23 protein-coding genes and 1 tRNA gene are annotated in these 26,481 nt (G+C 66.3%); 18 read left to right on the top strand and 6 right to left on the bottom strand.

Going from position 1 to position 26,481, the window contains the following annotated elements; all coding sequences use genetic code 11:
* Positions 1 to 239 precede the first annotated feature (239 nt).
* The 6 genes from OHA42_RS37610 to OHA42_RS37585 all read left to right on the top strand — a co-directional run bounded on the left by OHA42_RS37610 (position 240) and on the right by OHA42_RS37585 (position 8,544).
* Positions 240 to 854, top strand: a complete 615-nt coding sequence (locus OHA42_RS37610) for a TetR/AcrR family transcriptional regulator (protein ID WP_406239874.1) — start codon at positions 240 to 242, stop codon at positions 852 to 854.
* Positions 855 to 1,070: 216 nt separating this feature from the next.
* Complete coding sequence (locus tag OHA42_RS37605; RefSeq protein WP_328406083.1) at positions 1,071 to 1,718, top strand: TetR/AcrR family transcriptional regulator; 648 nt, start codon at positions 1,071 to 1,073, stop codon at positions 1,716 to 1,718.
* A gap of 165 nt (positions 1,719 to 1,883) precedes the next feature.
* Complete coding sequence (mfd, locus tag OHA42_RS37600) at positions 1,884 to 5,498, top strand: transcription-repair coupling factor (protein WP_406233080.1); 3,615 nt, start codon at positions 1,884 to 1,886, stop codon at positions 5,496 to 5,498.
* Positions 5,495 to 6,214 (top strand): MazG family protein, encoded by a 720-nt coding sequence (locus OHA42_RS37595; protein ID WP_406233078.1) that lies wholly within the window; start codon positions 5,495 to 5,497, stop codon positions 6,212 to 6,214. Before mfd ends, OHA42_RS37595 begins: the two co-directional genes overlap by 4 nt.
* Positions 6,215 to 6,600: 386 nt before the next feature.
* Positions 6,601 to 7,446 carry a C40 family peptidase gene (locus OHA42_RS37590; RefSeq protein WP_406233076.1) on the top strand — a complete coding sequence of 282 codons (846 nt, stop codon included), beginning with the start codon at positions 6,601 to 6,603 and terminating at the stop codon, positions 7,444 to 7,446.
* A gap of 150 nt (positions 7,447 to 7,596) precedes the next feature.
* Positions 7,597 to 8,544 (top strand): phosphodiesterase, encoded by a 948-nt coding sequence (locus tag OHA42_RS37585; protein ID WP_406233074.1) that lies wholly within the window; start codon positions 7,597 to 7,599, stop codon positions 8,542 to 8,544.
* Here OHA42_RS37585 and OHA42_RS37580 read toward each other — a convergent pair.
* Positions 8,492 to 9,916 (bottom strand): stealth family protein, encoded by a 1,425-nt coding sequence (locus OHA42_RS37580; RefSeq protein WP_406239872.1) that lies wholly within the window; start codon positions 9,914 to 9,916, stop codon positions 8,492 to 8,494. The genes OHA42_RS37585 and OHA42_RS37580 overlap by 53 nt on opposite strands.
* Before the next feature lie 560 nt (positions 9,917 to 10,476).
* On the opposite strand from OHA42_RS37580, the gene OHA42_RS37575 reads away from it, so the two are divergent.
* The 3 genes from OHA42_RS37575 (at position 10,477) to OHA42_RS37565 (ending at position 12,197) form a co-directional block, all read left to right on the top strand.
* Positions 10,477 to 10,929 (top strand): flavodoxin domain-containing protein, encoded by a 453-nt coding sequence (locus tag OHA42_RS37575; RefSeq protein ID WP_406233073.1) that lies wholly within the window; start codon positions 10,477 to 10,479, stop codon positions 10,927 to 10,929.
* A 131-nt stretch (positions 10,930 to 11,060) separates the two neighbouring features.
* Positions 11,061 to 11,546, top strand: a complete 486-nt coding sequence (locus OHA42_RS37570; RefSeq protein ID WP_406239870.1) for a hypothetical protein — start codon at positions 11,061 to 11,063, stop codon at positions 11,544 to 11,546.
* Between the two features lie 75 nt (positions 11,547 to 11,621).
* Complete coding sequence (locus tag OHA42_RS37565) at positions 11,622 to 12,197, top strand: TerD family protein (protein WP_328406071.1); 576 nt, start codon at positions 11,622 to 11,624, stop codon at positions 12,195 to 12,197.
* Positions 12,198 to 12,599: 402 nt separating this feature from the next.
* Here OHA42_RS37565 and OHA42_RS37560 read toward each other — a convergent pair whose 3' ends face one another.
* From OHA42_RS37560 to OHA42_RS37545, 4 genes are read right to left on the bottom strand one after another with little or no spacing between them, the layout of a single operon-like run.
* Complete coding sequence (locus OHA42_RS37560; protein ID WP_406233071.1) at positions 12,600 to 13,634, bottom strand: PLP-dependent cysteine synthase family protein; 1,035 nt, start codon at positions 13,632 to 13,634, stop codon at positions 12,600 to 12,602.
* A gap of 39 nt (positions 13,635 to 13,673) precedes the next feature.
* Positions 13,674 to 15,077 (bottom strand): Y4yA family PLP-dependent enzyme, encoded by a 1,404-nt coding sequence (locus OHA42_RS37555; RefSeq protein WP_406233069.1) that lies wholly within the window; start codon positions 15,075 to 15,077, stop codon positions 13,674 to 13,676.
* Positions 15,068 to 15,322 (bottom strand): hypothetical protein, encoded by a 255-nt coding sequence (locus OHA42_RS37550; protein WP_406233067.1) that lies wholly within the window; start codon positions 15,320 to 15,322, stop codon positions 15,068 to 15,070. Before OHA42_RS37550 ends, OHA42_RS37555 begins: the two co-directional genes overlap by 10 nt.
* A complete protein-coding gene (locus OHA42_RS37545) occupies positions 15,294 to 16,505 on the bottom strand; it encodes a TauD/TfdA family dioxygenase (RefSeq protein WP_406233065.1) in 1,212 nt (403 codons plus the stop codon). Before OHA42_RS37545 ends, OHA42_RS37550 begins: the two co-directional genes overlap by 29 nt.
* A gap of 365 nt (positions 16,506 to 16,870) precedes the next feature.
* On the opposite strand from OHA42_RS37545, the gene OHA42_RS37540 reads away from it, so the two are divergent.
* The 5 genes from OHA42_RS37540 (at position 16,871) to OHA42_RS37520 (ending at position 21,464) form a co-directional block, all read left to right on the top strand.
* Positions 16,871 to 17,584, top strand: a complete 714-nt coding sequence (locus OHA42_RS37540) for a lytic transglycosylase domain-containing protein (protein ID WP_406233064.1) — start codon at positions 16,871 to 16,873, stop codon at positions 17,582 to 17,584.
* A gap of 380 nt (positions 17,585 to 17,964) precedes the next feature.
* Entirely contained in the window at positions 17,965 to 19,251 is a 1,287-nt protein-coding gene (gene eno, locus OHA42_RS37535) for a phosphopyruvate hydratase (RefSeq protein ID WP_328406061.1), read from the top strand.
* Between the two features lie 16 nt (positions 19,252 to 19,267).
* Positions 19,268 to 19,927 (top strand): septum formation initiator family protein, encoded by a 660-nt coding sequence (locus OHA42_RS37530; RefSeq protein ID WP_406233061.1) that lies wholly within the window; start codon positions 19,268 to 19,270, stop codon positions 19,925 to 19,927.
* On the top strand, positions 19,924 to 20,454 hold the full coding sequence (locus tag OHA42_RS37525) for a DUF501 domain-containing protein (protein ID WP_406233059.1): 531 nt from the start codon (positions 19,924 to 19,926) through the stop codon (positions 20,452 to 20,454). The genes OHA42_RS37530 and OHA42_RS37525 overlap by 4 nt, the downstream gene beginning before the upstream one ends.
* Before the next feature lie 62 nt (positions 20,455 to 20,516).
* Positions 20,517 to 21,464, top strand: a complete 948-nt coding sequence (locus tag OHA42_RS37520; protein ID WP_406233057.1) for an exopolyphosphatase — start codon at positions 20,517 to 20,519, stop codon at positions 21,462 to 21,464.
* A 7-nt stretch (positions 21,465 to 21,471) separates the two neighbouring features.
* Here the strand turns inward: OHA42_RS37520 and OHA42_RS37515 are convergent, their stop codons facing one another.
* A complete protein-coding gene (locus tag OHA42_RS37515) occupies positions 21,472 to 21,921 on the bottom strand; it encodes an SRPBCC family protein (protein WP_406233055.1) in 450 nt (149 codons plus the stop codon).
* A gap of 409 nt (positions 21,922 to 22,330) precedes the next feature.
* Here OHA42_RS37515 and OHA42_RS37510 point away from each other — a divergent pair, with 409 nt between their 5' ends.
* The 4 genes from OHA42_RS37510 (at position 22,331) to OHA42_RS37495 (ending at position 26,466) form a co-directional block, all read left to right on the top strand.
* Positions 22,331 to 23,797, top strand: coding sequence for a peptide MFS transporter (locus OHA42_RS37510; protein WP_406233053.1), 1,467 nt, complete (start codon positions 22,331 to 22,333; stop codon positions 23,795 to 23,797).
* A gap of 52 nt (positions 23,798 to 23,849) precedes the next feature.
* A complete protein-coding gene (locus tag OHA42_RS37505) occupies positions 23,850 to 25,364 on the top strand; it encodes an amino acid permease (RefSeq protein ID WP_406233051.1) in 1,515 nt (504 codons plus the stop codon).
* A 166-nt stretch (positions 25,365 to 25,530) separates the two neighbouring features.
* Positions 25,531 to 25,604 (top strand) — tRNA-Leu (locus tag OHA42_RS37500).
* A gap of 739 nt (positions 25,605 to 26,343) precedes the next feature.
* Complete coding sequence (locus OHA42_RS37495) at positions 26,344 to 26,466, top strand: hypothetical protein (protein WP_406233049.1); 123 nt, start codon at positions 26,344 to 26,346, stop codon at positions 26,464 to 26,466.
* Positions 26,467 to 26,481 lie beyond the last annotated feature (15 nt).

Genomic DNA, 26,481 nt, shown 5'->3' with positions numbered 1-26,481 from the left:
GCACGATGAAGATCCTCGCATACTGTTGTGCTCTCGGGCGAATGCTCCCCGTCTCCCGGTGTCTTTTGCCGGTCGTCGGATGTTTGGTTCGGCGTTGGAGCAGTGCCGATCGATCGGCACTGCCCGGGGTGACTCGTGGTGCAGTGGGGCTGTCTGGAACAGTTGTTGCCAACTTATGGTCGTGCGCAAGGGAGGCGGGAGCGATGTCTTCGGGTGAGCCTCGTGTGCCCCGGCCCCGGATGACGGGCACGCAGCGGCGTCAGCAGTTGATCGAGATCGGTCGCGCACTGTTCGCCGAACGCGGGTACGACGCGACCTCGATCGAGGAGATCGCGCAGCGGGCCCAGGTCTCCAAACCCGTGGTGTACGAACACTTCGGCGGCAAGGAAGGTCTGTACGCGGTCGTCGTCGACCGGGAGATGTCGATGCTGCTCGACATGGTCACCTCCTCGCTGACCCAGAACCGGTCGCGGATCCGGCTCGAGCAGGTCGCGCTCGCGCTGCTGACCTATATCGACGAGCGCACCGACGGCTTCCGAATCCTGCTCCGCGATCAGCCTGCGACGACCACCGACGGGCGTTACTCGAGCCTGCTCAACGAAGCGGTCAATCAGGTATCCCACATCCTTGCCGGGGATTTCGAGCGCAGAGGCTTCGATACCAGTCTCGCGCCGATGTACGCGCAGGCATTGGTCGGCATGGTTTCCACTGCGGCAACCTGGTGGCTGGATGAGCGCAAACCGTCGAAAGAGGTTGTCGCGGCACATCTGGTGAACCTCTGCTGGAATGGACTCCGCAACCTGGAGGCCGATCCGCAGTTGAGCTCGGAATGGCGCACTGACAAGGGTGATTGACACGGTTGGGGTGGCCGGGATTGTTCGGTGCAAGACCGGGTTGGTAACCAGCAAATTGCGACGGAGGTCCGATCGAATGCTCGAATTGATTGGCGGGCGCCCACCTGGTGGTACGGTTCACGCATCCTCTGGGTGCTGTTCGGGCGGTAAGTCGGTCTTGTTCGTGATGTCGGTCTACTTCAGGATGGCTGGTTTTAGGGATGACAGGCGGATCTGATGGCTAGGCAAGCGCGCGCGGAGATCACCCGCGATTCCGTCCTTGCGGGCGCTGCCGATGTCTTTCTGCGCTTGGGATATGCGAATGCGAGCCTGAGCGAGATCATCGCGCAGTCGAACGTGACCAAGGGCGCCTTGTACTTTCACTTCGGTTCGAAGGAAGAGCTAGCGCGCGCCGTGGTCGACCAGGGCAACGAGCGCCTGGTCAGTTCGTGCCAGGGTTTCTTCGATCCCCGGGTGCCCGCGCTCGAAGCGTGCATCGGGATCACCTATGTGGTCGCGGACCTATCGATGAACGACCCGATGGTCGGCGCGATGCTCAAGCTGACCCACCAGATCGGTGACTACCGCGGCGCCCAGGGCGACAACATCGCCAAGACGTGGGGCGACACCTACCGCGTGCTCTCCGAACGTGCCATCACCCAAGGCGATCTGGAGCCCGAGCTCGATCCCGAGGTGATCGGGGTGCTGCTGCAGGAGATGACCGCGGGCGTGCACATCATCGCCGTCGGCACCGATTCGATGGATCAGATGGCCGCGCGGATGGAACGCATGTGGTTCTTCCTGCTGCCGTCGATCGTGCCGCCGGAGAAATTGTCGTACTTCCGTGAGTTCGCCGCTCGCCGTCTCCGCCGCTACGTGCCGTAATTTGCCGCGTGGCCGCGAATGGGCCCGTAGGACTCACCTGAGCGGGTCGGCCAGGGTGGAATGTTCGGTCGAGATCCTGTCCCCATGTGGGGCCGGGTTGCCTGTCAGGGGGAGTGGCTAGACTCGGTTGGCCGTCCTAAACCCCGCCTGAGCTCAGGAGTCCGCATGTCCACCCATCGTCCACCACTGGCGGGACTGGCCGCGGTGGCCGGTGCCGACGCCGCGCTGCGAACCGTCGCCGACCTGGTCGGGAAGTCGCCGGTCGAATTGGTCGCGCCGTCGGCGGTGCGGCCGTTCGTGGCGGCGACGATCGCGGCGCGCAAGCCGCTGGTGGTGGTGACCGCGACCGGTCGTGAGGCCGACGACCTGACTGTCGAGCTCGAGGAGATTCTCGGCCCCGCCGTTGCGCAGTTCCCCTCCTGGGAGACGCTGCCGCACGAGCGGCTCTCGCCGGGGGCGGACACCGTCGGGCGCAGACTTTCGGTGCTGCGACGGCTGGCGCACCCGGAGGACCCGACGTTCCCGGAGCCGCTGCGGGTGGTGGTGACCACGGTGCGGTCGCTGATGCAGCCGATGGCTGCCGGGCTCGGCGATATCGAGCCGGTGGTGCTGCGCGTCGGCGCCGAACTGGATTTCGACGAATTGCTCACGCGCCTGGTCGAATTCGCTTACACCAGAGTCGACATGGTCGGTAAGCGCGGCGAGTTCGCGGTGCGCGGCGGCATCCTCGATCTCTTCCCGCCGACCGCCGATCACCCGGTGCGCGTGGAGTTCTGGGGCGACGAGATCACCGAGCTGCGGCCGTTCGCCGTCGCCGACCAGCGATCGCTGCTCGACGTCGAGGTGGACCTCGTCGTCGCGCCGCCGTGTCGCGAACTGCTGCTGACCGCGGCGGTCCGGGATCGCGCCGCCGAAGTTGCCGTCGAGAATGCGGCCGATGCCGCGCTGGTCGAGATGCTGGAGAAGCTGGCCGAGGGCATCCCGGTCGAGGGCATGGAAGCACTGCTTCCGGTGCTGCAGCCCGGCGAGCTGCGGCTGCTCACCGAGGTGCTGCCGGACGGAACCCATCTGCTGCTGTGTGATCCGGAGAAGATCCGCACTCGCGCAGCCGATCTGGTGCGCACCGGCGAGGAATTTCTCGAAGCCTCCTGGACCGCGGCCTCGTTCGGCAGCGACGCGCCGCTGGGCGCACATGGTCTCGATCTCGCCGCGTCGGGCTACCGTGCGCTGCCGGAAATCCACGACAGCGCGAACGCGCAGGGATTGCCCTGGTGGAGCCTGAGCCCGCTCACCTCCGGCGATCCCGCCGAGGTTGTGTTGCCGGTGCTGGCCGGTCCCGCGGCGCGCGGTTCCGACGAGCTGGTCGCGACGATCTTCGCGTCGATGCGTGCGCACGTGGCGACCGGTGGCCGTGCCGTGGTTGTCGTCGCCGGACACGGTACGGCGCAACGCATTCTGGAGCGACTCGCCGACGCCGAGGTGCCCGCCGCGGCGTTGGCAGCGGGTGCCGAACCGACCGCGGGCGTGGTCGGGGTGCTGTGCGGTTCGCTGCACGACGGGATGGTGCTCGACGACGCCGGATTGGTCGTCGTCGCCGAATCGGATCTCACCGGCAACCGGGTCACTGCACCGGGCGAAGGCAAGCGACTACCCGCGAAGCGGCGCAACCAGGTCGACCCGCTTGCGCTGAACGCGGGCGACATGGTGGTGCACGACCAGCATGGCATCGGCCGGTTCGTGGAGATGATCGAGCGGACCGTCGGCGGAGCGCGCCGCGAGTACCTGGTCATCGAATACGCACCCGGCAAGCGGGGCCAGCCGGGCGACCGGCTGTTCGTCCCGATGGAATCCCTCGATCAGCTCTCCCGCTACGTCGGTGGGGAGATGCCGAGCCTGTCCAAGCTCGGCGGCTCCGACTGGGCGAATACGAAACGCAAGGCGCGCAAGGCCGTTCGCGAGATTGCCGGTGAACTGGTGCAGTTGTACGCGGCACGACAGGCCGCGCCCGGGCATGCGTTCGCCTCCGACAGCCCGTGGCAGAAGGAGATGGAGGACGCGTTCGCCTTCACCGAGACCGTCGACCAGATGACCGCCATCTCCGAGGTGAAGGCCGACATGGAGAAGCCGGTCCCGATGGACCGCGTGGTGTGCGGCGACGTCGGCTATGGCAAGACCGAGATCGCGGTGCGCGCCGCGTTCAAGGCGGTACAGGACGGTAAGCAGGTCGCGGTTCTGGTCCCGACAACGTTGCTGGCACAACAACATCTGCAGACCTTCGCCGAACGCGTCGCCGGCTTCCCCGTCACGGTGAAGGGGCTGTCGCGTTTCACCGATCCGGCCGAGTCGCGGGCGGTGCTGGAGGGCCTGGCCGACGGCAGTGTCGACATCGTGGTCGGCACGCACCGATTACTACAGACCGGTGTGCGCTGGAAGGACCTCGGCCTGGTCGTCGTCGACGAGGAACAGCGTTTCGGTGTCGAGCACAAGGAGCACATCAAAGCGCTGCGCACCCACGTCGATGTGCTGACCATGTCCGCGACGCCGATTCCGCGCACGCTGGAGATGAGCCTGGCGGGCATTCGCGAGATGTCCACCATCCTGACTCCGCCCGAGGAGCGCCATCCGGTGCTCACCTATGTCGGCGGGTACAACGACAAGCAGGTCACTGCCGCCATCCGCCGCGAGCTGCTTCGCGACGGCCAGGTCTTCTACGTGCACAATCGGGTGTCCTCGATCGACAAGGCCGCCAAGCGGATTCGCGATCTGGTGCCGGAGGCCAGGGTCGCGGTCGCGCACGGTCAGATGAACGAGGACGCGCTGGAAGGGACCGTGCAGGGTTTCTGGGAGCGGGAATTCGACGTGCTGGTCTGCACCACGATCATCGAGACGGGGCTCGACATCTCCAATGCGAACACGCTGATCGTGGAACGCGGCGACTCCCTCGGCCTTTCGCAGTTGCACCAGCTGCGCGGCCGGGTCGGGCGCAGCCGTGAGCGCGGCTATGCCTACTTCCTGTACCCGCCGGAGAAGCCGCTCACCGAAACGGCCTACGACCGTCTCGCCACCATCGCGCAGAACTCCGATCTGGGCGCGGGCATGGCCGTGGCCATGAAGGACCTCGAAATCCGTGGCGCAGGAAACGTGCTCGGTGCCGAACAGTCCGGTCACGTCGCGGGCGTCGGCTTCGATCTGTACGTGCGCCTGGTCGGCGAGGCTGTGGAGGCCTACCGCGCCGCCGCGGACGGCAAGCCGATCACCACCGAGGAGATCAAGGAGGTGCGCATCGATCTCCCCGTCGACGCGCACATCCCGCCCGACTACATCGCCAGCGATCGCCTCCGCTTGGAGGCCTATCGCAAACTCGCGGCCGCCCAGGACGATCCGGCCCTGGCCCTGGTGGTGGAGGAACTCGTCGACCGCTACGGCCCGCTGCCGGTCGAGGTCGGCCGGTTGATCTCGGTGGCCAAGCTGCGCCTGCTGGCCCGCGAATACGGTGTCACCGAAATCGCGGTCACCGGAACCACTCTCAAGGTTGCGCCGCTGAGCCTGCCGGACTCCAAGCAGATGCGTCTCAAGCGCATCTACCCCAGCGCGGGCTACCGGGCCGCCAGCGGCGTGGTCCAGCTGCCGCTGCCGAGGGTCGAGGACAGTGTCGGCGCCGAGCGGGTACGTGACGTGGTGCTGCTGCAGTTCGTCGCCGACTTGCTGCTGGCGTTGGACGGAAAAGCACAGGGCGCGGTCGATCTCACCGTCGCCACCGAGGTTTCGGCGTCGCGATGACCGGCTCCTCGGCATCGGAGGGCACCGCCTCCGACACGGCCAGGCTCGCCGAGGGATTGGCCGAGGCAGTGGAGGTGATGGACCGGCTCTGGAACTTCGGCGGGTGGGAGGTCACCCAGACCCACGACTCGTTGCGTCCCTACCTGCTCGAGGAAACCTACGAACTCCTCGACGCCATCCAGCACAACGACGCCGAAACCATCAAGGAGGAACTCGGCGATCTGCTGCTGCAGGTGCTGTTCCACTCCCGGATCGCCGAGGCTGCAGGGGAATTCACGGTCGACGATGTCGCGGCCGCGTTGGTCGCCAAGCTCGTCAATCGCAGCCCGCACCTGGTCGATGCGCCCATCGACCCCGGCGCGACGGTCGCCGAGAAGATCGCGGCCCAGGAAAAAGCGTGGGAAGAGCGCAAATCCAGCGAAAAGTCCCGGCGTTCCTGCCTGGACGGCATCGCCATGGCGCAGCCCGCCCTCGCCCTCGCCGAAAAGATTTGCGAGCGCAGCGCCAAGGCCGGCCTACCGGACGACCTCGTTCCGGATGCCCTTCGCACGGTGCGGTTGGGCGGCCCCGGTAGCGCCGAAGAACGGCTCCGCAAGGCGACTCTCGCGTTCGCAGCCGAGATTCGCGCCGCCGAGGATGCCGCCGAAGCGAGCCGTGGCGAACGCACGCCGCTGTCGTCCTCGGCCTGGCGCAAGCATTGGCCCGCTGCGGATTAGCCTGTGCTTCGGCCGCAGGGCCGCCCGATCGGGTTGACGGTCAACGAGATCGGTCTTCGACGGCGTGAAATACAGTGGATTCACTCGTGTGTCCTATCGAATCCAACCGAGCTGCGCCGTTCTTCGATTCGCGGTAACGTCGCAGGTAGTTAGCGATTTTTGGCCTTAATGCGAACGGGACTTGTTGTGGGATAACCCGTTTTTTAGTGCTCGTTATTGTTTCGTTATAGTTATTCGGTGTGTCGATACCGCGATCGGCGAGTTATGCCGCAAGATTTCACGTGGATCCGCTGGACTTTCTATACATGTGTTTCGAAATCCTTTCGAGGCCTTGATGGAGTCCGTGTTCGACCATCTGGGCCTCCATGTGAGCATCGGAGGACCGCATGAAGATTTCTGTTCATCGAAAACGTTCGCACGCGGCAGCCGGCTGGACTGTCGCCACAGCCGCTGCGGGTATCGGCTGTCTGGTGTTGACCGCCGCATCCGCGGCGGGTCAACCGATTCCGATTCTCGACTCCGGCGCCATCGAAGTCCCGAACGGCATCTCGATTCCGATGGATGCGCTCGGCGGCGAGTTGCCGGGCCGCACCGAGATTCCGGGCTTCGAAATCGCACCGCTCACCTTTATTCCGGGGGCCGAGCCGCAGAGTGTCATCGACGCTGCCGGACTCGAGTCACTCACTTCCCCCAGTGCACTCGGTGTCGACGATCCTCGGGTGATTCGTGCAGTCGGGCTCCGTGCGATTCCTGGAGTCGGACTCCCGTTTCTCTCCGGCCTTCCCGCCGCGGTGCAGTCCCTGCTCGCTGGAGTGCCGGGCGTCGAATTCCCGTTCCTGACAGATGTTCCCGGCAGCAGGCCCCCTGCGCTCCCCCGGGTCGCGGCGCCGCGAACCATCGATGAGCTCGCCGTCGACCTCGCGCGCTCCGAGCTCGAGTCGCAGCACGCCGGCGGCGCGGGCCCGGATGCCTTCGACTGCTCGGGGTTGGCGCAGTGGTTCTATGACCGAGCGGGCACAGAGGTGCATCGCACCAGCTACGAACGACTCGGTTCGGGCACCCTGGTATCGGCCGATGAACTGGAACCAGGCGACCCGTTGTCGTGCTACGCCGGCGGCCACGCCGGTCTGTACACGGGCGAAGCGACCGTCATCCACGCCTCGACGTACAGCAGCGGTGTCGAGATCTCCCCGATGGCCTCGATGCCACAGGCCGGCGCGCGTCGCTTCTGATCGGCAGTTTTGTCACCGAACCCACACCTCCCCGCAAGCATGTCGTCACCGTGCGTCGGGAAACCCTTTAGTGGGCCTTCGCTATCCTGGCGGTGGAACCCGAAGCCAATGGCGGGCAAACCGCCGGGGAGGACGTTCGGTCCGGTGCCCATGAGCAGAGTCGCGGAGCACCCGCGGCCGAATCACGTGTTGTTCCATTTCAGCGATACCCATCTGATCGCAGGCGACGGCGAACTGTACGGTGCCGTCGACGCTGAGCAGCGGTTGCGCCAGCTGCTCGACCAGGCCGCTGCCAGTCATATCCGGCCGACCGCGCTCGTGTTCACCGGTGATCTCACCGACCAGGGTGAGCCCGCCGCCTACGACAAGTTGCGCGCGCTGGTCGAGCCGTTCGCGCGACGATTGCACGCGCCCATCGTCTGGGTGACCGGCAATCACGACGATCGGGGAGCGCTGCGCCGGCGATTGCTCGGGGAGCGGGAGTCCACTGCGCCGCTCGACCGAGTGCACATGGTCGACGGTTTGCGCATCGTCGCCCTCGACACGTCGGTGCCCGGCCACCACTACGGCGAGATCACCGACGACCAACTGGCCTGGTTGCGGTCGGTGCTCGCCGAGCCCGCCCCGTTCGGCACGATTCTGGCGATGCATCATCCGCCGGTGCCATGCGTCATCGACCTGGCCGTCACCGTGGAGCTGCGTGATCAGCGCAGGCTCGCCGATGTGCTCGACGGCAGCGATGTGCGCGCCATTCTGGCCGGGCATTTGCATTTTTCGACGAGCGCGACATTCGCAGGCATCCCGGTATCGGTGGCGTCGGCGACCTGCTATAGCCAGGATCTCGGGGTCGCGGAGGGCGGGTTGCGTGGTCGCGACGGGGCGCAGTCGTTCAACTATGTCCACGTCTACCCCGACACGGTGGTCCATTCAGTGGTCCCCATTGATCGAGGACCTACCGTCGGGGCCCCGTCGACGCCCGAGGAAGCCGCGCGCACGCTGGCGGACGAGGGCATCGTGATCCCGCCCGCCACCCGCATTCCACGGGTTATGCGGCGCCAGGCGCAGACTCCGAAATCTGATGACGAGGCGGTGCACTGACGCGCTCCCACGGCGCCCGGTCGGGGAAATAGCCGGACAGGAATTCCGAGACCGCGCGGACCCGTTCGGCTTCGGTGATCTCGGGGAAGCTCCCGTCGTTGAGGCAGAAGAAGTCGACATCGCGATGCGCGGCGAGTCCGTCGAGCAGTGTGAGCCCGGTCCGGCTCGTGGTGTCGACGTAGCGCATCCGCGCCGACTCTTGCGGTACCGCGCGTCCGGAGAACAACGCGTAGTAGTGATAAAGCGAGTTGGTCACCGAAATATCGGTAGCAGACCGGAATCGGCTCGTCCGGGTCCGCGCGAAATCCCCCGAGAATTCGTCCTCCATTTCGAGGAGCACGCTACGGCGCAACGGCACCGGCGTGTGCTCGAGATGCCGGGTGATGACATGGCCGAACCGCGCGGCGAGCAACTCGCGGTTCACCCGCGCCGCATTCTCGAAACCGCTGCGGCGCTCGTTGTTTCGGCCGAGGCCGATCCTGGTGTCGGCCTCGATGAATCGGCTCACCCCGGCCGGGGTGAAGAACATCGACGGGCGCACCGGCCGGGCGAAGAACATGTCGTCGTTGGAGTACAGGAAGTGTTCGCTGAGCCCGTCGATGTGCTGCAACTGGCATTCCACCGCGTGGGAATTGAAGGTCGGCAGCCCACTGGTGTCGCTGAAGTGGTCGACCGCACGCACGACAGTCACCTTCGGGTGGGCGCCGAGCCAGTCCGGCACCGCGGAATCGGTCGCGATGAAGATGCGCCGGATCCACGGCGCGTTCTTGTCCACCGACCGCAGTGCGTATTTCAGTTCGTCGATCTGCCGGATGCGCGCGTCGGCGTCGTCGCCTTCACCGACGACGACCTGCGCGAGCATGCCTGCGCGGCGGGCGCGGAACTCCGGGTCGGAGCCGTCCACCCAGGAGAAGACGATGTCGATATCGAAGGCGACATCGGTCGGCTGCGGTGCGAACATGTCCACCAGCGTCGGCCAGCCGCGTTCGAACAGGCGCACCGTGGTCTGCTCGACATCGGCGAGGTCGAAGACCATGCGCGTCAAGGCGTTCGGTCGCGGGCATTCGACGGTGTCGCCGTGGTATTGCCACAGCTCCAGATCGACGTGGTGTGCCGGGTCCGCGTCGCGGCCGAGTCGTAATACGTTGTGCTGCACTTCCTTGCAGGCGAAACCCGAGGTGATCGCGGTCGCGATCACACGCTGCAGCATCGCTCGGTGCGCCGCGTCGGCGGCGAGCACGAGCCGATGTCCGCAGTCGCGCACGAGCAGGAACGGCACCTCTGCTGCTGCGAGTTCCGCTCGCAGATAACCCAGGTCGTCGATCAGCGTCGTCGATACGATCAGATTCCCGGCCGTAGGCCGGAGCACCATCTCCACGGCCCTTGGATCCACTGCCCCCATATCCACCATTTCCGTCTCCACATCTGTCCGCATATCGAAAGGTCCGCAGACGCCGCGCGTCGGGACTTCGCCAACTGCCGCATCGAACCGGGTGCATCACCCGAGCGGTCGGCCCGCCGACGCGGGAACGTCGACAGGGGTACCGCGCCCGATGCGGCCGCAGTCAGAAATTGGGGACAGTGCCGTAGCGGAGGAGAAACGTATTGACGGCACGATATCCAAACGATCGGTAAACCATTCGTTCTCACCTCTCTTACGGCGGGACGCCATGGCGTCGTGGGAAGTGCTGTGGCGTGCGCACAGTGGGTCGAGGCGAGCGCGAACAGGAACAGCACGCTTGGCCGGACAATCATCGGCCGGCGAAAAAGGGAGATGCCCCAGATGAACAGGGCGTTGCTAGAAAATGATGCATCCATGGCGACCGGCCGTCAATCCGAACACACTGCCCTGTCGATGCCATTGCGCCGCCTAACATCGGCTCGGCCGAGTGAGGATAGCCTCACCATATCCTGCGGAGAGGAGCGATCCCGGTGCGCGTCGTCATTCTGTTCGGATCCGAGATGGGCACGGCGGAGACCGCCGCCGACAGCATTGCGGACGTCATGGCTGCCGCCCACGATGCCTCGGTGTACGACATGTTCGATTTCGATATCGACGATCTCGACGTTCGGGATTTCCACGTCCTGGTGTGCTCCACTTACGGCGATGGCGATCTGCCGACCGGAGCGGAACCTCTCATCGACGCCCTCGATGCGCGCAGTCCTGATCTGAGCGGACTGCGCTTCGCCGTGTTCGGTCTCGGTGATTCCGTCTACGGCGACACGTTCAACCGCGGCGGCGAGATCATCGCGGAGAAGTTCCGTTGGTGCGGCGCGACCCAAGTGGGTGAGCATGCGCGCCACGACGCCTCGTCCGAAGTTCGAGTGAAGGACATGGCACGCGACTGGCTTGCGCACTCCTCGACTCAGCCAAGGCTGTCCTGACCTCGGTCTAATAGTCGGCTGAGAGCAGTTCGGACAAAGGTGGCAGGGTCAGCGGACAAGGGGCACAGCACCTTAGACTGCTATCAGCGCGGCACAGCCCGCCGCGCGTGACGATCCATGAGGTGACGAAGATGGCAGCCGGAGCGAGCCCTGCGCAACGTCAAGACCACTCGACCGATGATCACCCCGTACTGGACGTGTTACCCGAATGGCCGAAGGAAACGATCGCGGTACTCGTCACCACCGACCCGGCGCCGCACGCGATTCCGGTGTCCTGGCCGGTCCGTGCCGGCGACCGGCGCATCCTGCTCAGCCTGAAATCCGATCGCGGTTCGCTGGCCCGGCTGCGGGAGCGCGCCGATGTCGCGCTGCTGATCCTCGGGGGTGGCGACGTCGCATTGTGTGCGCGGGGCAAGGCGCAGGTGATCCCGGAGGACCTGCCCGGCGCGCCCGATTATGTGGCGGTTCGGATCGATGTCGAGGTGATCGACGATCATCGGCAATCGGCATTCGAGGTGGCCGACGGCATCCAGCGTAAGGTGCTCGACGCGAGCGAGTTACGTGCGCTGGAAGGCCGCGTGACAACGTTGCGCGCCTGGGCAGGAAACCAGAACTGAACCCGCGCAGCACTTCTGGTACCGAGTCATAATCGTGGAGAAAGGCGGCGCGAACGCGCCGAGCGGAAGGGGATCATGAGCGTCACATTGGCCAAAGGCGGAAATGTTTCGCTGTCCAAGCAGGCACCGAACCTCACCAAGGTGACGGTCGGGCTCGGCTGGGACGTCCGCACCACCACCGGGGCCGACTACGACCTCGATGCGAGCGCGCTCGCCACCGGGCCGAGCCTGAAAGTGCTGTCGGATCAGCATTTCATTTTCTACAACAACCTCCGCTCGCCCGAGGGCACTATCGAACACACCGGTGACAACCTCACCGGTGAGGGCGAGGGCGACGACGAGACGATCGTTGTCGACCTGGCTGCGACACCGCCGACCATCACCAACATCTTCTTCCCCGTTTCGATCCACGACGCCGACGCGCGTGGCCAGTCCTTCGGGCAGATCCGCAATGCGTTCATCCGGGTCGTCGACCAGAACACCGGCGCCGAACTGGCCCGCTACGACCTGACCGAGGACGCCTCCACCGAGACCGCGATGGTGTTCGGTGAGCTGTATCGGTACGGCAACGAGTGGAAGTTCCGTGCCATCGGCCAGGGTTACGCGTCCGGGCTCGCCGGAATCGCGCGCGACTACGGCGTCCACATCTGATTCAGCGCGGCCGGGCCCGACGCGGCTGAGGCTGGGCCAGCCGTTCGGACGGAGCTGGGCCCGATTCAGGTGGAGTCGGGCCCGATTCAGCCAGGCTGCCGGCGGGACTCAGCCCGGGCTGGGCAGACTCTCCGGCACCAGGTGCGGGTGTGGGCGGTTCCTTCGCGTCGAGCAGCGTGAAGTAGAGACGCAACATGAGCGCGGCGGTGGTGGCCAGGCCCGCGGGGAGCCCCCACCACACGCCCGCGGCGCCAAGGCCGACCGGGAAGGCCGGCAGCAGCGCGGTCGGCAGGCCGACCAGCCAGTAACCGACCAGGGAGAGCCGGAAGCCCGCGTTGGTTTCAGCTAGCGAGATTCACCGCAGTGCCTCCGCCGGAGGTGCGCTCGGCAGGAAAAGAGCGTTCATCGCGCCTCCACGAGCTGAGCGCGTCGGGCGGTGGGGGAATAACGGTCCAGCATCTCACGGACCTCGCGTTCGGTGGCGGCGTCGAGCAGGTCGCGGTTGTTCATCCAGTCGTCGTCGAAAACGGTGTCCAGGTACTTTTCGCCACCGTCACAGACGATGGTGACCACGGTCGAGCCGGGCGGGAATTCCGCCAGCCTGGTGAGCGCGGCGTGCACGGAGCCGCCCGCGGAGCCGCCGATCATCAGGCCGAGCTTGGCCGCGATCGCGCGGGCGGTAGCGAAGGCCGCGGTATCGGACACCTTCACGCCCTCATCGAGCAGGGAGTAGTCGACCGCGGTGCCGATGGTTGCGCCGGGCGGCGTGCCGGTGCCCGACTGCCAGTACGGCCCGCCGGGGCCGCCGAAGGCGATGGAGCCGACCGGCTCGACACCGATCACCCGCGGCGTGCAGCCGAGCTGGCGCAGTCGGGTCGCGGTGCCGAACAGCGAACCGCCGGTGCCCACCGCAGACAGCAGGATGTCGACCCCCTCCACGTCCTCCAGCAATTCCTCGGCCACCGCGTAGTAGCCGAGCGCGTTGGCGTCGTTGTTGTGCTGTTCGGTGAAATACGCGTCGGAAAGTCCGGCGGCCATTGCCTCGGCGAGGTCCTCTCGCGCCGAGGTGGCCAGGTTGTCGTCGTCCTCGTCGGCGACGAATACCAACTCAGCTCCCATTGCCCGCATAGCGCGCAGTTTGTCCTTACATGCGTGATGATCGACCACGGCAGTGAAGCGGTACCCACGTTCGGCAGCAACTACCGCAAGGCCGAGTCCGGTATTCCCGGATGTGGATTCGATGATGTGCCCGCCATCGGCCAGCAACCCTCTGCGCTCGGCATCGAGCACCATCGCACGCGCCATCCGGATCTTGGCGGCGCCTGTCGGGTTGAACTGCTCGAGCTTGAGCAGCAGCCGGGTGCCGGTCGCGGTGGTCGCCAGTTCGAACAGGGGGGTGCGACCGATCAGATCCGTCACGCGCGTGATGAGCGGCATGGGTGTCTCCATCGTTCAGGGCCTGGGTGAAAGTTCCGGTTATCCGGCGTCGAGCGTCCAGCGCAACCGTCCGCGGGGTGCTTCGTGCAGCACCGCCTTCGGCGGTATGGGTAGTTCGTGAAAAGCCGATTCGTTCGAATCCATTTGGTAGCCGGCGGTATTCGGGTAGATCAGCAGATCGCCGACCGTTGCGGGCCGCGGCAGTGGGATGCGCCGCCAGCTGAGCATGTCGGATTCCAGGCAGGTTGCCGCGCCGACACAGGTCGGTGTGGGTGTGCCACCGGGTTGCGGCGGCCACAGCACCGGGTCCGGAAGGTATTCGCTGTCGAACCACTGCTCGGACAGGCTCAGACTGCTGCCGTCGACGGTGAGCAGGTGGTAGGGCTGCCCGTCCGTGTGGCGGGTTTTGCTGCCCTGCACCCGGAAGACGGTGCAGCCCGCGTGGTCGAGCAGGGCACGGCCCGGTTCGACGGCGAGGCGGATGCCGTTGTCGCGCAGGCGTCCTGCCAAGCCACGGTGGTCCAGGATGGTGGTCAGCATGGCCGGGCCAGGGGCGGGGAAGTGGTAGGGGTAGTACGAACCGAAGGACTTGCCCGCATGGAACCACCGCGGGTCGGCGGCAGCGGTGAACTCGGCCCATGCCGACGCCGGGACATAGTCGACACGGAATCCGCCGCCGATGGAGATGGTCGTCACCGGATGTCCGAGCGTCCGGGCGTCCCGGCACCGGTCGATCAGCGCGTGCGCCTGCTCCGCGCGCGCGACGGCGTCGTAGCCCGACAGGTGGAAACTGAAACCCGTCAACCGGATCGACTCGTTGCCGACGGTGCCGGAGGAGCCGATGAACGACAGCGCCCGGCCCAGCTCGCCGTCGGTCATCCCGAATCTGCTCGTCGATGTGGCGGGCAGCACGCGAAGTACTACCTCGGCGGGTGCGGCCACGGTGGTGATCGTGGCGAGCCGGTCGAGTTCGTCGAGGCTGTCCACCGCGATCAGCGCGCCGTGCCGGACCGCGAGCCACAGCAGGTCATCGGATTTGGCCGGGCCGGTCACCATCAACTCGTGCCCGCGAACACCCTGTGCCAGTGCGGAAGTCAGCTCGCCGATGCTGGAGACATCGACACCAGCACCCTGTTGCGCGCAGACCCGTGCGACGCAGGCGGCCTTGTTGGCCTTCTTTCCGTAGTAGACGACCCGGTCGACGCCCGCCTGCTCGAACGCGGCATGAAATCGGTCGATATTCCGCCCGACCCGCTGGGGATACATGAGATGGAACGGCCCGCCGACCGCGAAGGCGATATCACCGAGCAGATTCGGATCGTCGCATACCCGCCGCTCCCATTCGTCGGTGCGCGCGGGCATCGGTGCCGCGTGGATCTGGCGCAACCCCCTGTTCGGCGCGGTCTCGTCGCCCGGCCTGGCGGCACCGGGGGCTAATCCCACAGCGGTACCAGGCCCTCCGGGCGTGTGCCGTACAGCATGAGCTTGCCTAGCTGCGGATTGGTGGCGAGCAAGTGCGGCAGTGCATTTCGGCCCTGGGTGCCGGTGCCGATCAGCAACACGCTCTCGGCGCCGCGGCGTACTGTCTGCCGGACGAGCAATGCCGAGACCGCTGGTGTCCGCAGCGCGCCGACCCGCGCGCAATCCATCATGCTCCGGTCACGAGTGTCCAACGGTTCCTCGATCATCGGCTGTGTCCCGCTCTGCTCCGGCCGAGGCGTGGCCGCGGCCGGCACCCGCTCGAATCGGTACTGCTCCGCCGGTCGCGAGCGGGGCAGTGCGAGCCGAGCGGAACGGGGCGACGATCTGTTGCCCATAGCCATTCTCATCGGCCTCGGCGGCGCGGCGACGTCGTTCGGGCAGACGGACGTTCACCCGCTTGAGCCATCGATCGGTGCCGTCGTAACGCGCGGTGAACGGCACTCGACCGTGCACGGCGACGTCATTGTCGACCAGCAGCAGCTGACCGGGTGCGAGCGCCGCGGTGACGCAGACGCGCTCCAGCTCTGCGGTGAGGTGTGCGTAGGCACTGCGGAATTCGGCGTCGGCGTCGTCGAGCGGGGTGTAGGCCGGGTCGTATCGAAGCGTCAGATCTGTGGTGTCGCCGGTGGATTCGGCGTGCCAGAGAGTGGGCAGCGGAGTCGCCGGGTAGTGCTCGTGGCCGGAACCGTAGGACACGTCGGGCAGGATCGGCAGCCTCGGCGTGCTGAGCAGAGTGCGTTGCGCCGCGGTGAGTTCGGTGCGGCGTACCGAGGAGACGGTGGTGGCGACCCGATCCGGATTGCGCAGGCATGCGAGCATCAGCAGGTTGGCCCGCTGCGGGTGGAAGGCGTCTTCGGTATGCGGGCTGAGCAGCGTTTTGCTACTCGCGCCCGACTGTTCGTGTTCGTGGCCGGGGGACGGGACGATGTTGTTGACAAGGCGACCATCCTGCTGACCGTGCCAGCCGAATGGTTCGCCCGCGCTCCTGGCCAGCAGCAGCATGACGATGTCGAGCTGGAAAGAGCTTGCGCGACGGGCTGCCTCGCCGTTCCACTGTGCCGCGTCGTGCCAGCTGGGCGGGGTCGGGCCGAATTCTTCGTCGGTCAGCGGCAGTCTGCTGACGATGGTCGCGCCCGCGGTGGTGGCGGGTGGGCGCATCGCCGTGCGCACGTCGGCAGGCAGTTCGCCGACGCGGCCGTCGATCTGCGCGAGCAGTTCGGGATCGGTCAGCGTGCGCGTCATGTGTGCAGCACCACCGGCGCGGCTGTCCAGTACGGTGCATATCTCTCGCGCCAGCTCGCGGACCGCACGTCCGGCGTCGGTGGGCAGCTCGCGTTGTTCGATGTCCTGCGGGTGAAACGTCTTACGTTCGGCGAGAACGCTTTTCACCAGGGGTTCCCTTCTTCGCATCGGGTCGAAAAGCAGGTGGGGACGATTCGATCTGCGAAGCTATCGCCTCTCGGCGCCTTAAGCAAGGCTTACCTAAGCGAGTCGCGAAAAATAGCGAGAATGCATCACTGGGATTATGTCATCCGCTCCCATCACTACACCGCCCTACTCATCCCACGACATCCCCTGGCGGTCACTTACTGCGCGTCCTCGACCACGGCAGAATCGTCGAATCCGGCAACACCCCCACAATCCTCGAATTCCCCGACCCACAACGTCATCCGAGAACTCCTCCCCTACTGGTCGTGCTCCGGATTCGCGGGAGTGGTTCGGCGGATCTGGATGATGGAGGGATGCTCCTGAGGATGACCGGCGTTCTGGCCGTTGCGATGGTGGCCGTTGCACTTGCCGGTTGTGGAGGTGAACGCAATCTGCCCCCGATTCCCGAGGGTATTCCGCCTGGGCCCGGTACTGCGTTGCCCGTGATCGATCTGGATGCGCCGGGTCGGACCGCAGTGCAGTTGCGTGGTTGGGCCGACGAGCAGGCCGACCGGCTCGGCATACCGTCGATCGCTTTGGAGGCGTATGGGTATGCGGCGGCGGTGCTGACGCGATCGCGGCCGGACTGCGGCATCGCGTGGACGACCCTCGCGGGCATCGCGAGTGTGGAAAGCAAGCACGGCACCCACCGGGGTGCGGGGGTCGGCGCTGACGGCTCCGTACGCCCGTCGATCATCGGCATCCCGCTGGACGGATCCCCCGGCGTCGCGCTCGTGCGTGACACCGACGGCGGCAAGCTCGACGGTGACCCGGTCTACGACCGAGCACTTGGCCCACTGCAATTCATCCCCGAAACCTGGAAACGCTGGGGCGTCGACGCCAACGGCGACGGCGTGATCGACCCGCAGAACATCGACGATGCCGCCCTCACCGCCGCCCGCTACCTCTGCGCCAGCGGTGGCGACCTGACCTCTGAGCGCGGTTGGCAAAGCGCGCTGCTCACCTACAACCAGTCCAACACCTATCTCCTTACAGTTCGCGACCGCGCCGCCGCCTACAGCGTCGGTCGCCGCGCATAACCCGCACTTCGACCCGGTGCATCCGCCGCATCCAAGCCCTCGCCCGGGATCCGGCCGCCTCACCCACTGGGTGCAGATCCCGACGTCTGGCGCAGCACGTGCGACCGCGTCGACCGCCGTGATGTGGCAGACCTGGCGCCGCTGTGTCGGGCAGCGTGGGCGGTCCCGGGCGGGCAATTCGGCGGGCGGTGTGTGGTTTGTGGTGGGTCGGGTGCATGGATCGGGCCGTATCGATCGGCGTGGTGTGGTGGATCGGGTGCACAGATCCAGGGCGCGCCGACCGGGGCGATGTGGCAGAGCGGGTGCGGCGCGTTAGGCTCGCAGGCGCACGGTTCTCCCGTGTTATCCACCGTGCCAGCAGCCGAAGGAGTGTCGTTTTCGTGGCCATCATCGAACAGGTCGGAGCGCGCGAGATCCTGGATTCTCGCGGCAACCCCACTGTCGAGGTCGAGATCGCCCTCGACGACGGCACCCTGACCCGGGCAGCAGTGCCCTCGGGCGCCTCTACCGGCGAGCACGAGGCCGTCGAACTTCGTGACGGCGGCGAGCGCTACGGCGGCAAGGGCGTGCAGAAGGCCGTCGAGGGTGTGCTCGACGAGATCGCGCCTGCCGTCATCGGCTTGGACGCCGTCGAGCAGCGCACCGTCGACCAGGTGCTGCTCGACCTCGATGGCACCCCCGACAAGTCGCGCCTCGGTGCCAACGCGCTGCTCGGCGTCTCGCTCGCCGTGGCCCGCGCCGCCGCCGAATCCTCGGGGCTGGAGCTGTTCCGCTACCTCGGTGGCCCGAACGCGCACGTGCTCCCGGTGCCGATGATGAACATCCTCAACGGTGGCGCGCACGCCGACAGCGGCGTGGACGTGCAGGAATTCATGGTCGCCCCGATCGGCGCGGCCACCTTCAAGGAGTCCCTGCGCTGGGGCACCGAGGTGTACCACGCGCTCAAGTCGGTGCTGAAGTCGAAGGGCCTGTCGACCGGCCTCGGTGACGAGGGTGGCTTCGCGCCGTCGGTGGCGGGCACCAAGGAAGCGCTCGACCTGATCAGCGTCGCCATCGCGAAGACCGGCCTGAAGCTCGGCACCGACGTCGCGCTGGCGCTCGATGTCGCGGCCACCGAGTTCTACACCTCGGGCAGCGGCTACAAGTTCGAGGGCAGTGTTCGCACGGCCGCCGAGATGACGCAGTTCTACGCGGAACTGCTCACCGCCTACCCGCTGGTCTCCATCGAGGACCCGCTGTCGGAGGACGACTGGGACGGTTGGGTCGCGCTCACCGACGAGATCGGCGACAAGATCCAGATTGTCGGCGACGACCTGTTCGTCACCAACCCGGAGCGTCTGGAAGAGGGCATCGCCAAGGGCGCGGCCAATGCGCTGCTGGTGAAGGTCAACCAGATCGGCACGCTCACCGAGACTTTGGACGCGGTGGAGTTGGCGCATCGCAATGGCTACAAGACCATGATGAGCCACCGGTCCGGCGAGACCGAGGACACCACCATCGCCGACCTTGCCGTCGCGGTCGGCAGTGGCCAGATCAAGACCGGTGCACCGGCGCGTAGCGAGCGGGTCGCGAAGTACAACCAGCTGCTGCGTATCGAAGACGCGCTCGGGGACTCGGCTCGCTATGCGGGTGACGTCGCGTTCCCGCGGTTCGCGTTCGAAGGCTAGTCACTAGGGGAGCAGTATGACGGAGCGACGTGCGCGTGGTACCAGTCCGGCCGGACGCGGGAACCGCCGCACGTCGCGCGCCGTCCGGCCGCGCCCTGCCGACACCGCTGCCCGACCCGCCGCCGCGCGCACTTCGCGCAAGCGGGCGGACTCGGACAATAAAGCAGCGCCACAGAAGGTCGAAGCGCGGGCCGGTGCACACGACGACCGGCATGAGCGCACCATCCTCGGGCTGTCCACCGGCAAGGCGGTAGTCCTCGCCATCGTGGTGTGCGCACTGGCACTCACTCTGGCGGTGCCGCTGCGCACCTATTTCACGCAGCGTGCCGAGGCGGCGCATTTGGCGCAGCAACGCACCGAGCTGGAAGCCGATCTGGCCCGGTTGCGTGATCGCCGTGCGCAGCAACAGGACCCGGCCTTCGTCAAGACCGAGGCCAGGGACCGGTTGCGGCTGGTGATGCCCGGTGAAACGCCCTACATCGTGCAGGTGCCGGGTATCGAAGCACCTGCCCAGCCGGCCGCGGCGCCCAAATCCAAGGCGCCCGACCCCTGGTACACCGAGCTGTGGCGCAGCATCTCCCAACCGCAGGCCCCCGCGGCCGATCCGGTGGCGCCGACACCGTCCGGCCCGCCGTCTGCCGCGCCGCCCCCGCCAGGACCGGAAGGACCCAGGTGACCGAACCGACCGACCGCGATCTCGAGATCATCGCCAAGCAGCTCGGCCGCGAACCGCGCGGTGTGCTCGCCGTCGCCTATCGCACCCCGGACGGACTGCCCGCGGTGGTGAAGACCGCGCCCCGGCTGCCCGACGGCACGCCCTTCCCGACGCTGTATTACCTGACCGACCCGAGGCTGACCGCCGAGGCGAGCAGGCAGGAATCGGCGGGTGTGATGCGGGAGATGACCGACCGGCTCGCTGCCGACCCGGAATTGGCCGCCGCCTACCGTGCCGCGCACGAGAGCTATCTGGCCGAGCGCAACGAAATCGAGTCCCTCGGCACCGATTTCACCGGTGGCGGGATGCCGGAGCGGGTCAAATGCCTGCATGTGCTGATCGCGCATGCCTTGGCGAAGGGGCCTGGGGTCAATCCGTTCGGCGACGAGGCGGTGGCTCTCGCGGCCGACAATGGTCTGCGTGGCACGGCGATTCCCGCCGACTGGCCGACATACCAACGGACCGAGGCGCAGGCGCACGAGCGCTGATCGGCGCTGAATGTGGACCTCGCGGCGAGTGGACCTCGCGGTAGAAGTGGACGGAGCACAGCATGAGTGACCGAGTAGCAGCCGTCGACTGCGGCACCAATTCGATCCGACTATTGATCGCCGACGTGCTCGGCGACGGTCGCCTCGCGGACGTGCATCGTGAGATGCGCATCGTCCGGCTCGGCCAGGGCGTCGACGCGACCGGCTCGCTGGCCCCCGAGGCCATCGAACGAACCAGGGTCGCGCTGGCCGACTACGCGGTATTGATGCGTGAGGCGGGCGTCAGCCGCGTGCGGATGGTCGCCACCTCTGCCACCCGCGATGCCTCCAACCGGGAGGACTTCTTCGACATGGCCCGTGCCGAACTCGGCACCGTGGTGCCCGGCGCAGAGGCCGAGGTGATCACTGGTGACGAGGAGGCGCGGCTGTCCTTTACCGGAGCGGTCGGCGAATTGTCCAGCGAGCGTGGCCCTTTCGTGGTCGTGGACCTGGGCGGCGGCTCGACCGAGCTCGTGCTCGGCGACAGTGACGGTGTGCAGGCCGCATTTTCGGCCGACATCGGGTGTGTCCGGATCACCGAGCGCTGTCTGCCGGGCAACCCGCCGACGGCCGACCAGGTCAGCGCCGCAAGGGAATTCGCGGCGCAGCGACTAGCCGAGGCCTTCGCGCGCGTTCCCGTCGAGAGTGCACACACGTGGGTCGGCGTCGCGGGCACCATGACCACCATCGCCGCCGTCGCCCTGGATCTCCCCGAATACGACTCCGAGCGAGTTCATCTGACCCGCCTGAACGCGGATCAGATCCACGCGGTCTGCGACAGTCTGATCGCCATGAATCACGACCAGCGCGCAGCCCTCGGCCCCATGCATCCCGGCCGCGTCGACGTCATCGGCGGCGGCGCGGTGATCACCGAGGTCCTCGCCGACGAATTGTCCCGGCGCGCAGGCATTTCCGAACTCATCGTCAGTGAGCACGACATCCTCGACGGCATCGCGCTGTCCATCGTCTGAGGTCCGGTCAGGTCGCTGCGCGGGACTTGCCGATGATGAGATCGGACAGTCGTCCCAGTGACTCCTGGTTGCGCGGTTTGAGCAGCAGGCCCTGCACGGCGTTCGGCAGCAGCTGACCGGGGCCGCTCATGGCGTGTTCGGTCATTCTGATCCGCGTCACACCCGGCGCGACCTCATCCAGGTCCAAGCGGATGCGCGCCGAGCCTACCGGCCACAGCCGCGCCTCCAGGTCGAGCATCCGAGGTGCGTCTACCGCGCGCACCTCGGTGACATCCTGCACGGTCAGGGGCCAGAGCCCCAGGCTGTAGTGGATACGGGTGCCGACCGCGGGCCAGCCGGGATCGACTTCTCGGATATGCGATGCGCCGACCACCCAGCTCGCATACAGCCAGCCGTCGGCGAGCGCCGCGAACGCCCGCTCGGGGGTGACGGGCACGGTAACTTCGGTTTCGATCATCGATGTTCCCGCTTTCTTGGGTGGCGCCGTGACAGCACGGCGATGTTGCCGAGGAAAACGTGCGATCAGTGTCGATGGCCGCGAAGCCCAGCCTAATGTGCGGCTGCCAGTGTGCCTCGGGAGCGGAGGAGTCGAGGCCACCGGACCGCGGGTGCAGGCAGACAGCGTTTCCTCGACAATCCGCACTCGACGAGCGGAGCGGATGTCCAGGCGTCAGGAAGGCCGGTCATCGACGCGATCTGCGACTGCCGGCGGGTGTCGAGCCCCGCTGCGAAGGGCTCCTGCAATCCCGCAAATCCGCAGTTTGCCTGGATCGTCGGCACACTGTGCACCCGAGCATCGAACCTGATGGCTGAAACATTCTTTACGGATGCCGGATATTTCCTGCCCGGCGTGGGATCGTCGGAGCATGTCCGACGCAGCTATAACCGAGCAACCGGTCGAAGATCGGACCCTGTTCGGTCATCCCATTGGGCTGACCAACCTTTTCGGAGTCGAACTCTGGGAACGATTCTCGTTCTACGGAATGCTCACCATCCTCGGCTACTACCTGTATTACTCGACGACCGATGGCGGTCTCGGGTTGTCGCAGAGCACCGGCGTCGGGATCGTCGGCGCCTACGGCGGCCTGGTGTACCTGTCCACGGTGCTCGGCGGCTGGATCGCCGATCGGCTGCTCGGCATGGAGCGCACCGTGTTCTACGGCGGCGTCGTGGTGATGGCCGGACATATCGCGCTCGCGGTGCTGCCGGGCCTGGCCGGAGTCGGGGTCGGCCTCGTGCTTGTCGCGCTCGGCAGCGGCGGGCTGAAGGCCAATGCGTCCTCGCTGCTCGGCACGCTCTACAAACCCGGCGATCCACGTTTCGACGGCGGCTTCACGCTGTTCTATCTGGGGATCAACCTCGGCGCGTTCACCGGTCCGCTGCTCACCGGTCTGCTGCAAAGGCATTGGGGATTCCACTACGGATTCGGCGCCGCTGCGGTCGGCATGGCGTTGGGGCTGACGCAATACGTGGTGTTCCGGCGCAATCTCGGCACCGCGGGCAGGCAGGTGCCCAATCCGTTGCCGCGCAGTGCCATCGGACCGATCGCCGCACTCCTTGTCGGCGCGGCGATCGTTGTCGCGATCGCGCTGACAATCGGGCTGGTGAACCTGGACAACCTCTCCGAGGTCACCACCGGGGTCATCGTCGTCGCCTCGATCACCTATTTCGTCGTGATGCTCACCAGCGCCAAGGTGACTCCGGTCGAGCGCAGCCGGGTCCGCGCGTTCATCCCACTATTCATCGCGAATGCCGTGTTCTGGTCGCTGTTCCAGCAGATCTTCACCGTGCTCGCGGTGTACTCCGACGAGCGGATGAACTGGAGCGTCTTCGGCTGGACCGCACCGTCGAACTGGATCGGCTCGGTGGAGCCGGTCTGGATCATCATGCTGTCCCCACTTTTCGCGGTGATGTGGACCAAGCTGGGCAATCGAGCCCCGAGTACACCGCACAAGTTCGCCATGGGTGTGATCGGCATGGGTCTGGCCTTCTGGCTGTTCGTGCTGTTCTCGGGCACCGAGGGCAAGTCCGTTCCCGCACTGGCGGTGCTCGGCATCATGGCCGCGTTCGCGGTCTCGGAGTTGTTGCTCTCGCCCATCGGTCTTTCGGTCACCACGCAGTTGGCTCCCGAAGCCTTCCGCGCCCAGATGATGGCGCTGTACTTCTTCTCGGTCGGCCTCGGCACCTCGATGTCGGGCACGCTGGCCCGCTTCTACGACGCCGACCACGAATTCGCCTACTTCGGCATCACCGGCGCGGTCGCGATTCTGGCGGGGCTGGTAGTCGTTGCCTTGTCACCCTTGGTGAGCCGACACATGCAAGGCGTTCACTAGCATTCAGCGAGTCTCGAGTACCCCTTCGAGATCAACGATACAAGGAGACCGTGTGACGACTTCGCGACCCGATCGTCGAAACGCTCTGTTCCGCACCAAATCCGTGGAGCAGTCGATCCGAGACACCGACGAGCCGGACTCCAAGCTACGCAAGGATCTGACCGCCTGGGACCTCACGGTCTTCGGTGTCGCCGTCGTCGTCGGTGCCGGTATCTTCACTCTGACTGCGCGGACCGCCGGAAATGTTGCAGGACCGTCGGTTTCGCTCGCCTTTGTCTTCGCCGCGATCGCCTGTGGGCTCACAGCGCTCTGTTACGCCGAGTTCGCCTCGACCGTGCCGGTAGCCGGCAGTGCATACACGTTCTCCTACGCGACTTTCGGTGAGCTGGTCGCCTGGATCATCGGCTGGGACTTGATTTTGGAGTTCGCGCTCGCGACTTCCGTTGTGGCCAAGGGCTGGTCGCAGTACCTCGGTGAAGTGATGGGGTCCCGACAGCCGGTCGTGCATCTCGGGCCTATCACCTTCGATTGGGGCGCAGTACTTCTCATCGCGATTCTCGCGGTGTTGCTCGCGGTCGGAACGAAGGTCTCATCCCGGGTTTCCGCAGTGGCGGTGGCCATCAAATTGTGTGTGGTCGCGCTGGTGCTGGTCGTCGGTGCCACCTATTTCGACTCTTCGAATCTGAAGCCCTACATTCCGCCGTCGCAGCCGGGAGCGGAAGGGGAGGGGTTGCACCAGTCGCTGTTCTCGTTCCTCACCGGCGCAGGACACAGCACCTTCGGCTGGTACGGCTTGCTTGCGGCCGCCAGTCTGGTGTTCTTCGCGTTCATCGGCTTCGATGTCGTCGCGACCACCGCCGAGGAAACGAAGAACCCGCAAAAATCCTTGCCTAGGGGCATTCTCGGTTCACTGCTGATCGTCACGGTGCTCTACGTCGCGGTCTCCCTCGTGCTCACCGGAATGGTCCCCTACACCGCCCTCGCCGGTGACAACGCCACGCTCGCCACCGCCTTCGCGATCCACGGCGCGACCTGGGTGAAGAACATCATCTCCGTCGGTGCGCTCGCCGGTCTGACCACCGTCGTCATGGTGATGTACCTCGGGCAGACCCGAGTCCTGTTCGCCATGTCCCGCGACGGGCTGCTGCCGCGCAGGCTGGCCCACACCGGTAAGCACGGCACCCCGGTGCGCCTGACCGTCGTCGTGGGCGTGATCTGCGCGATCCTGGCCGGCTTCATCGACTTCGGCACCCTCGAAGAGATGGTCAATATCGGCACCCTGTTCGCCTTCGTGCTCGTCGCCATCGGCGTGCTCATCCTGCGCCGCACCCGTCCGGACCTCCCGCGCGGCTTCCGAGTCCCCCTGGTCCCGCTCATCCCCATCCTCGCAGTCCTGGCCTGCGCGTGGCTGATGCTCAACCTCTCCGTCGAAACCTGGCTCCGCTTCGTGGTCTGGATGGCTCTGGGCCTGCTCGTCTACGTCGCCTACGGCCGCCGCCACTCCGTGCTGCGCACCACCCCCGACGAAGACCCCAGCACAGCTCAGCCCGCAGACGCCACCGACTGAACCGGCGAATTCTTCGACGAGCAGCACACGAGGGCGGCGACACGCCGTGAACCCCGCCATCATGCGCCACTCGTCGCCCAGGCATGCCCATCCGGCCTAGCGTGGCAGGCACAGCCGTCCGAGGAGTATTTCGGTACGGCAGTACGAGTCGGTACGCTGACCGGGCGCCCCTATAGCCCAATTGGCAGAGGCAGCAGACTTAAAATCTGCAAAGTGTCGGTTCGAATCCGACTGGGGGCACGAGATTTCTCCGGCCGGCAACCAGCCCCGGGATGATGGCGAAGGCCAGGGCGCCAGTCGTGCATATCGCGGCGAGCCACGATAACCAGTGTCACGACGGTTGCTGCCGCGGTGGTGAGCAGCAGGCAGCCGAAATGTCGAAGAGCGCAGGACGCATCGGCGGCAAACCACCCGGTTTCCAGGGGAGGGGCAGCCGCCACTTCTGGTAGGGCCGGGGTGGGTGTGAGGCAGGTCTGATGGCGCGTGTGTGGTGGCAGCCTGAGGTTCGGGCGTGGCGGCCTCGGGACACCCCTGTGGGCCAGGCGAGTGATACATGAGGCCGAACTCCAAGGGGCGGACGTGGCCGCGATGGCGGTAGCTGCTCGAACGAAACCCTGTCGCCGTGCACCGTGGCGCGGTCTCGTCAGTGGCGCAGCCCGAGCGATTCGCGAGCGCCGGGCACGAGGTCGGCGGTAACGGATTCGTCACGTCCACGTTGGAGCGCGCGGGCATCATGACGCAGGCGAGAGGCGGATCCTGTCGCGGGAGCGGCGTGTCGCCGATCAGTCCCTCGATAGTGAGCTCGCTTTCGAGCGAGCGAATCAAGAACGTTGCAGATAGTTATTCCCAGTGCGGACCGTCCCCGGCTCGTCCATAGACGTAAACGGGTTGCGCGGCATAAATTCAGCGGCTCGTAATGCCTCGGCAATCCCGCGATACACGGGTGCTGGCAGTGCTTCAAAACCTAACACAGTTAACTGTGAGCATTCCCCTGGTCGAGGAATCGCATCGGCAGGTGGGGAGCCCTGGATCTCCCGCAGGAATCGATGTCTACCTGGTGCTGGAGTGTTCGAAGCAGGTCGCGCAGTTGTTCGGGGTTTGAAGGCCCACTGTGGGG

Source organism: Nocardia sp. NBC_01009 (assembly GCF_045208035.1).
Lineage (GTDB): Bacteria > Actinomycetota > Actinomycetes > Mycobacteriales > Mycobacteriaceae > Nocardia.
Note: the sequence above shows the minus strand (reverse complement) of the source record. Positions and strands in the feature narration are given on the sequence as shown.

Coding starts and splice junctions, on each gene's coding strand:
- OHA42_RS37515 (WP_406233055.1), bottom strand. CDS start 21,921: ATGATCGAAACCGAAGTTACCGTGCCCGTCACCCCCGAGCGGGCGTTC.
- OHA42_RS37550 (WP_406233067.1), bottom strand. CDS start 15,322: ATGATCGAGGAACCGTTGGACACTCGTGACCGGAGCATGATGGATTGC.
- OHA42_RS37520 (WP_406233057.1), top strand. CDS start 20,517: ATGAGTGACCGAGTAGCAGCCGTCGACTGCGGCACCAATTCGATCCGA.
- OHA42_RS37605 (WP_328406083.1), top strand. CDS start 1,071: ATGGCTAGGCAAGCGCGCGCGGAGATCACCCGCGATTCCGTCCTTGCG.
- OHA42_RS37510 (WP_406233053.1), top strand. CDS start 22,331: ATGTCCGACGCAGCTATAACCGAGCAACCGGTCGAAGATCGGACCCTG.
- OHA42_RS37590 (WP_406233076.1), top strand. CDS start 6,601: ATGAAGATTTCTGTTCATCGAAAACGTTCGCACGCGGCAGCCGGCTGG.
- OHA42_RS37585 (WP_406233074.1), top strand. CDS start 7,597: ATGAGCAGAGTCGCGGAGCACCCGCGGCCGAATCACGTGTTGTTCCAT.
- OHA42_RS37540 (WP_406233064.1), top strand. CDS start 16,871: ATGACCGGCGTTCTGGCCGTTGCGATGGTGGCCGTTGCACTTGCCGGT.
- OHA42_RS37530 (WP_406233061.1), top strand. CDS start 19,268: ATGACGGAGCGACGTGCGCGTGGTACCAGTCCGGCCGGACGCGGGAAC.
- OHA42_RS37610 (WP_406239874.1), top strand. CDS start 240: ATGACGGGCACGCAGCGGCGTCAGCAGTTGATCGAGATCGGTCGCGCA.
- OHA42_RS37570 (WP_406239870.1), top strand. CDS start 11,061: ATGGCAGCCGGAGCGAGCCCTGCGCAACGTCAAGACCACTCGACCGAT.
- OHA42_RS37565 (WP_328406071.1), top strand. CDS start 11,622: ATGAGCGTCACATTGGCCAAAGGCGGAAATGTTTCGCTGTCCAAGCAG.
- mfd (WP_406233080.1), top strand. CDS start 1,884: ATGTCCACCCATCGTCCACCACTGGCGGGACTGGCCGCGGTGGCCGGT.
- OHA42_RS37595 (WP_406233078.1), top strand. CDS start 5,495: ATGACCGGCTCCTCGGCATCGGAGGGCACCGCCTCCGACACGGCCAGG.
- OHA42_RS37580 (WP_406239872.1), bottom strand. CDS start 9,916: ATGGTGCTCCGGCCTACGGCCGGGAATCTGATCGTATCGACGACGCTG.
- OHA42_RS37560 (WP_406233071.1), bottom strand. CDS start 13,634: ATGCCGCTCATCACGCGCGTGACGGATCTGATCGGTCGCACCCCCCTG.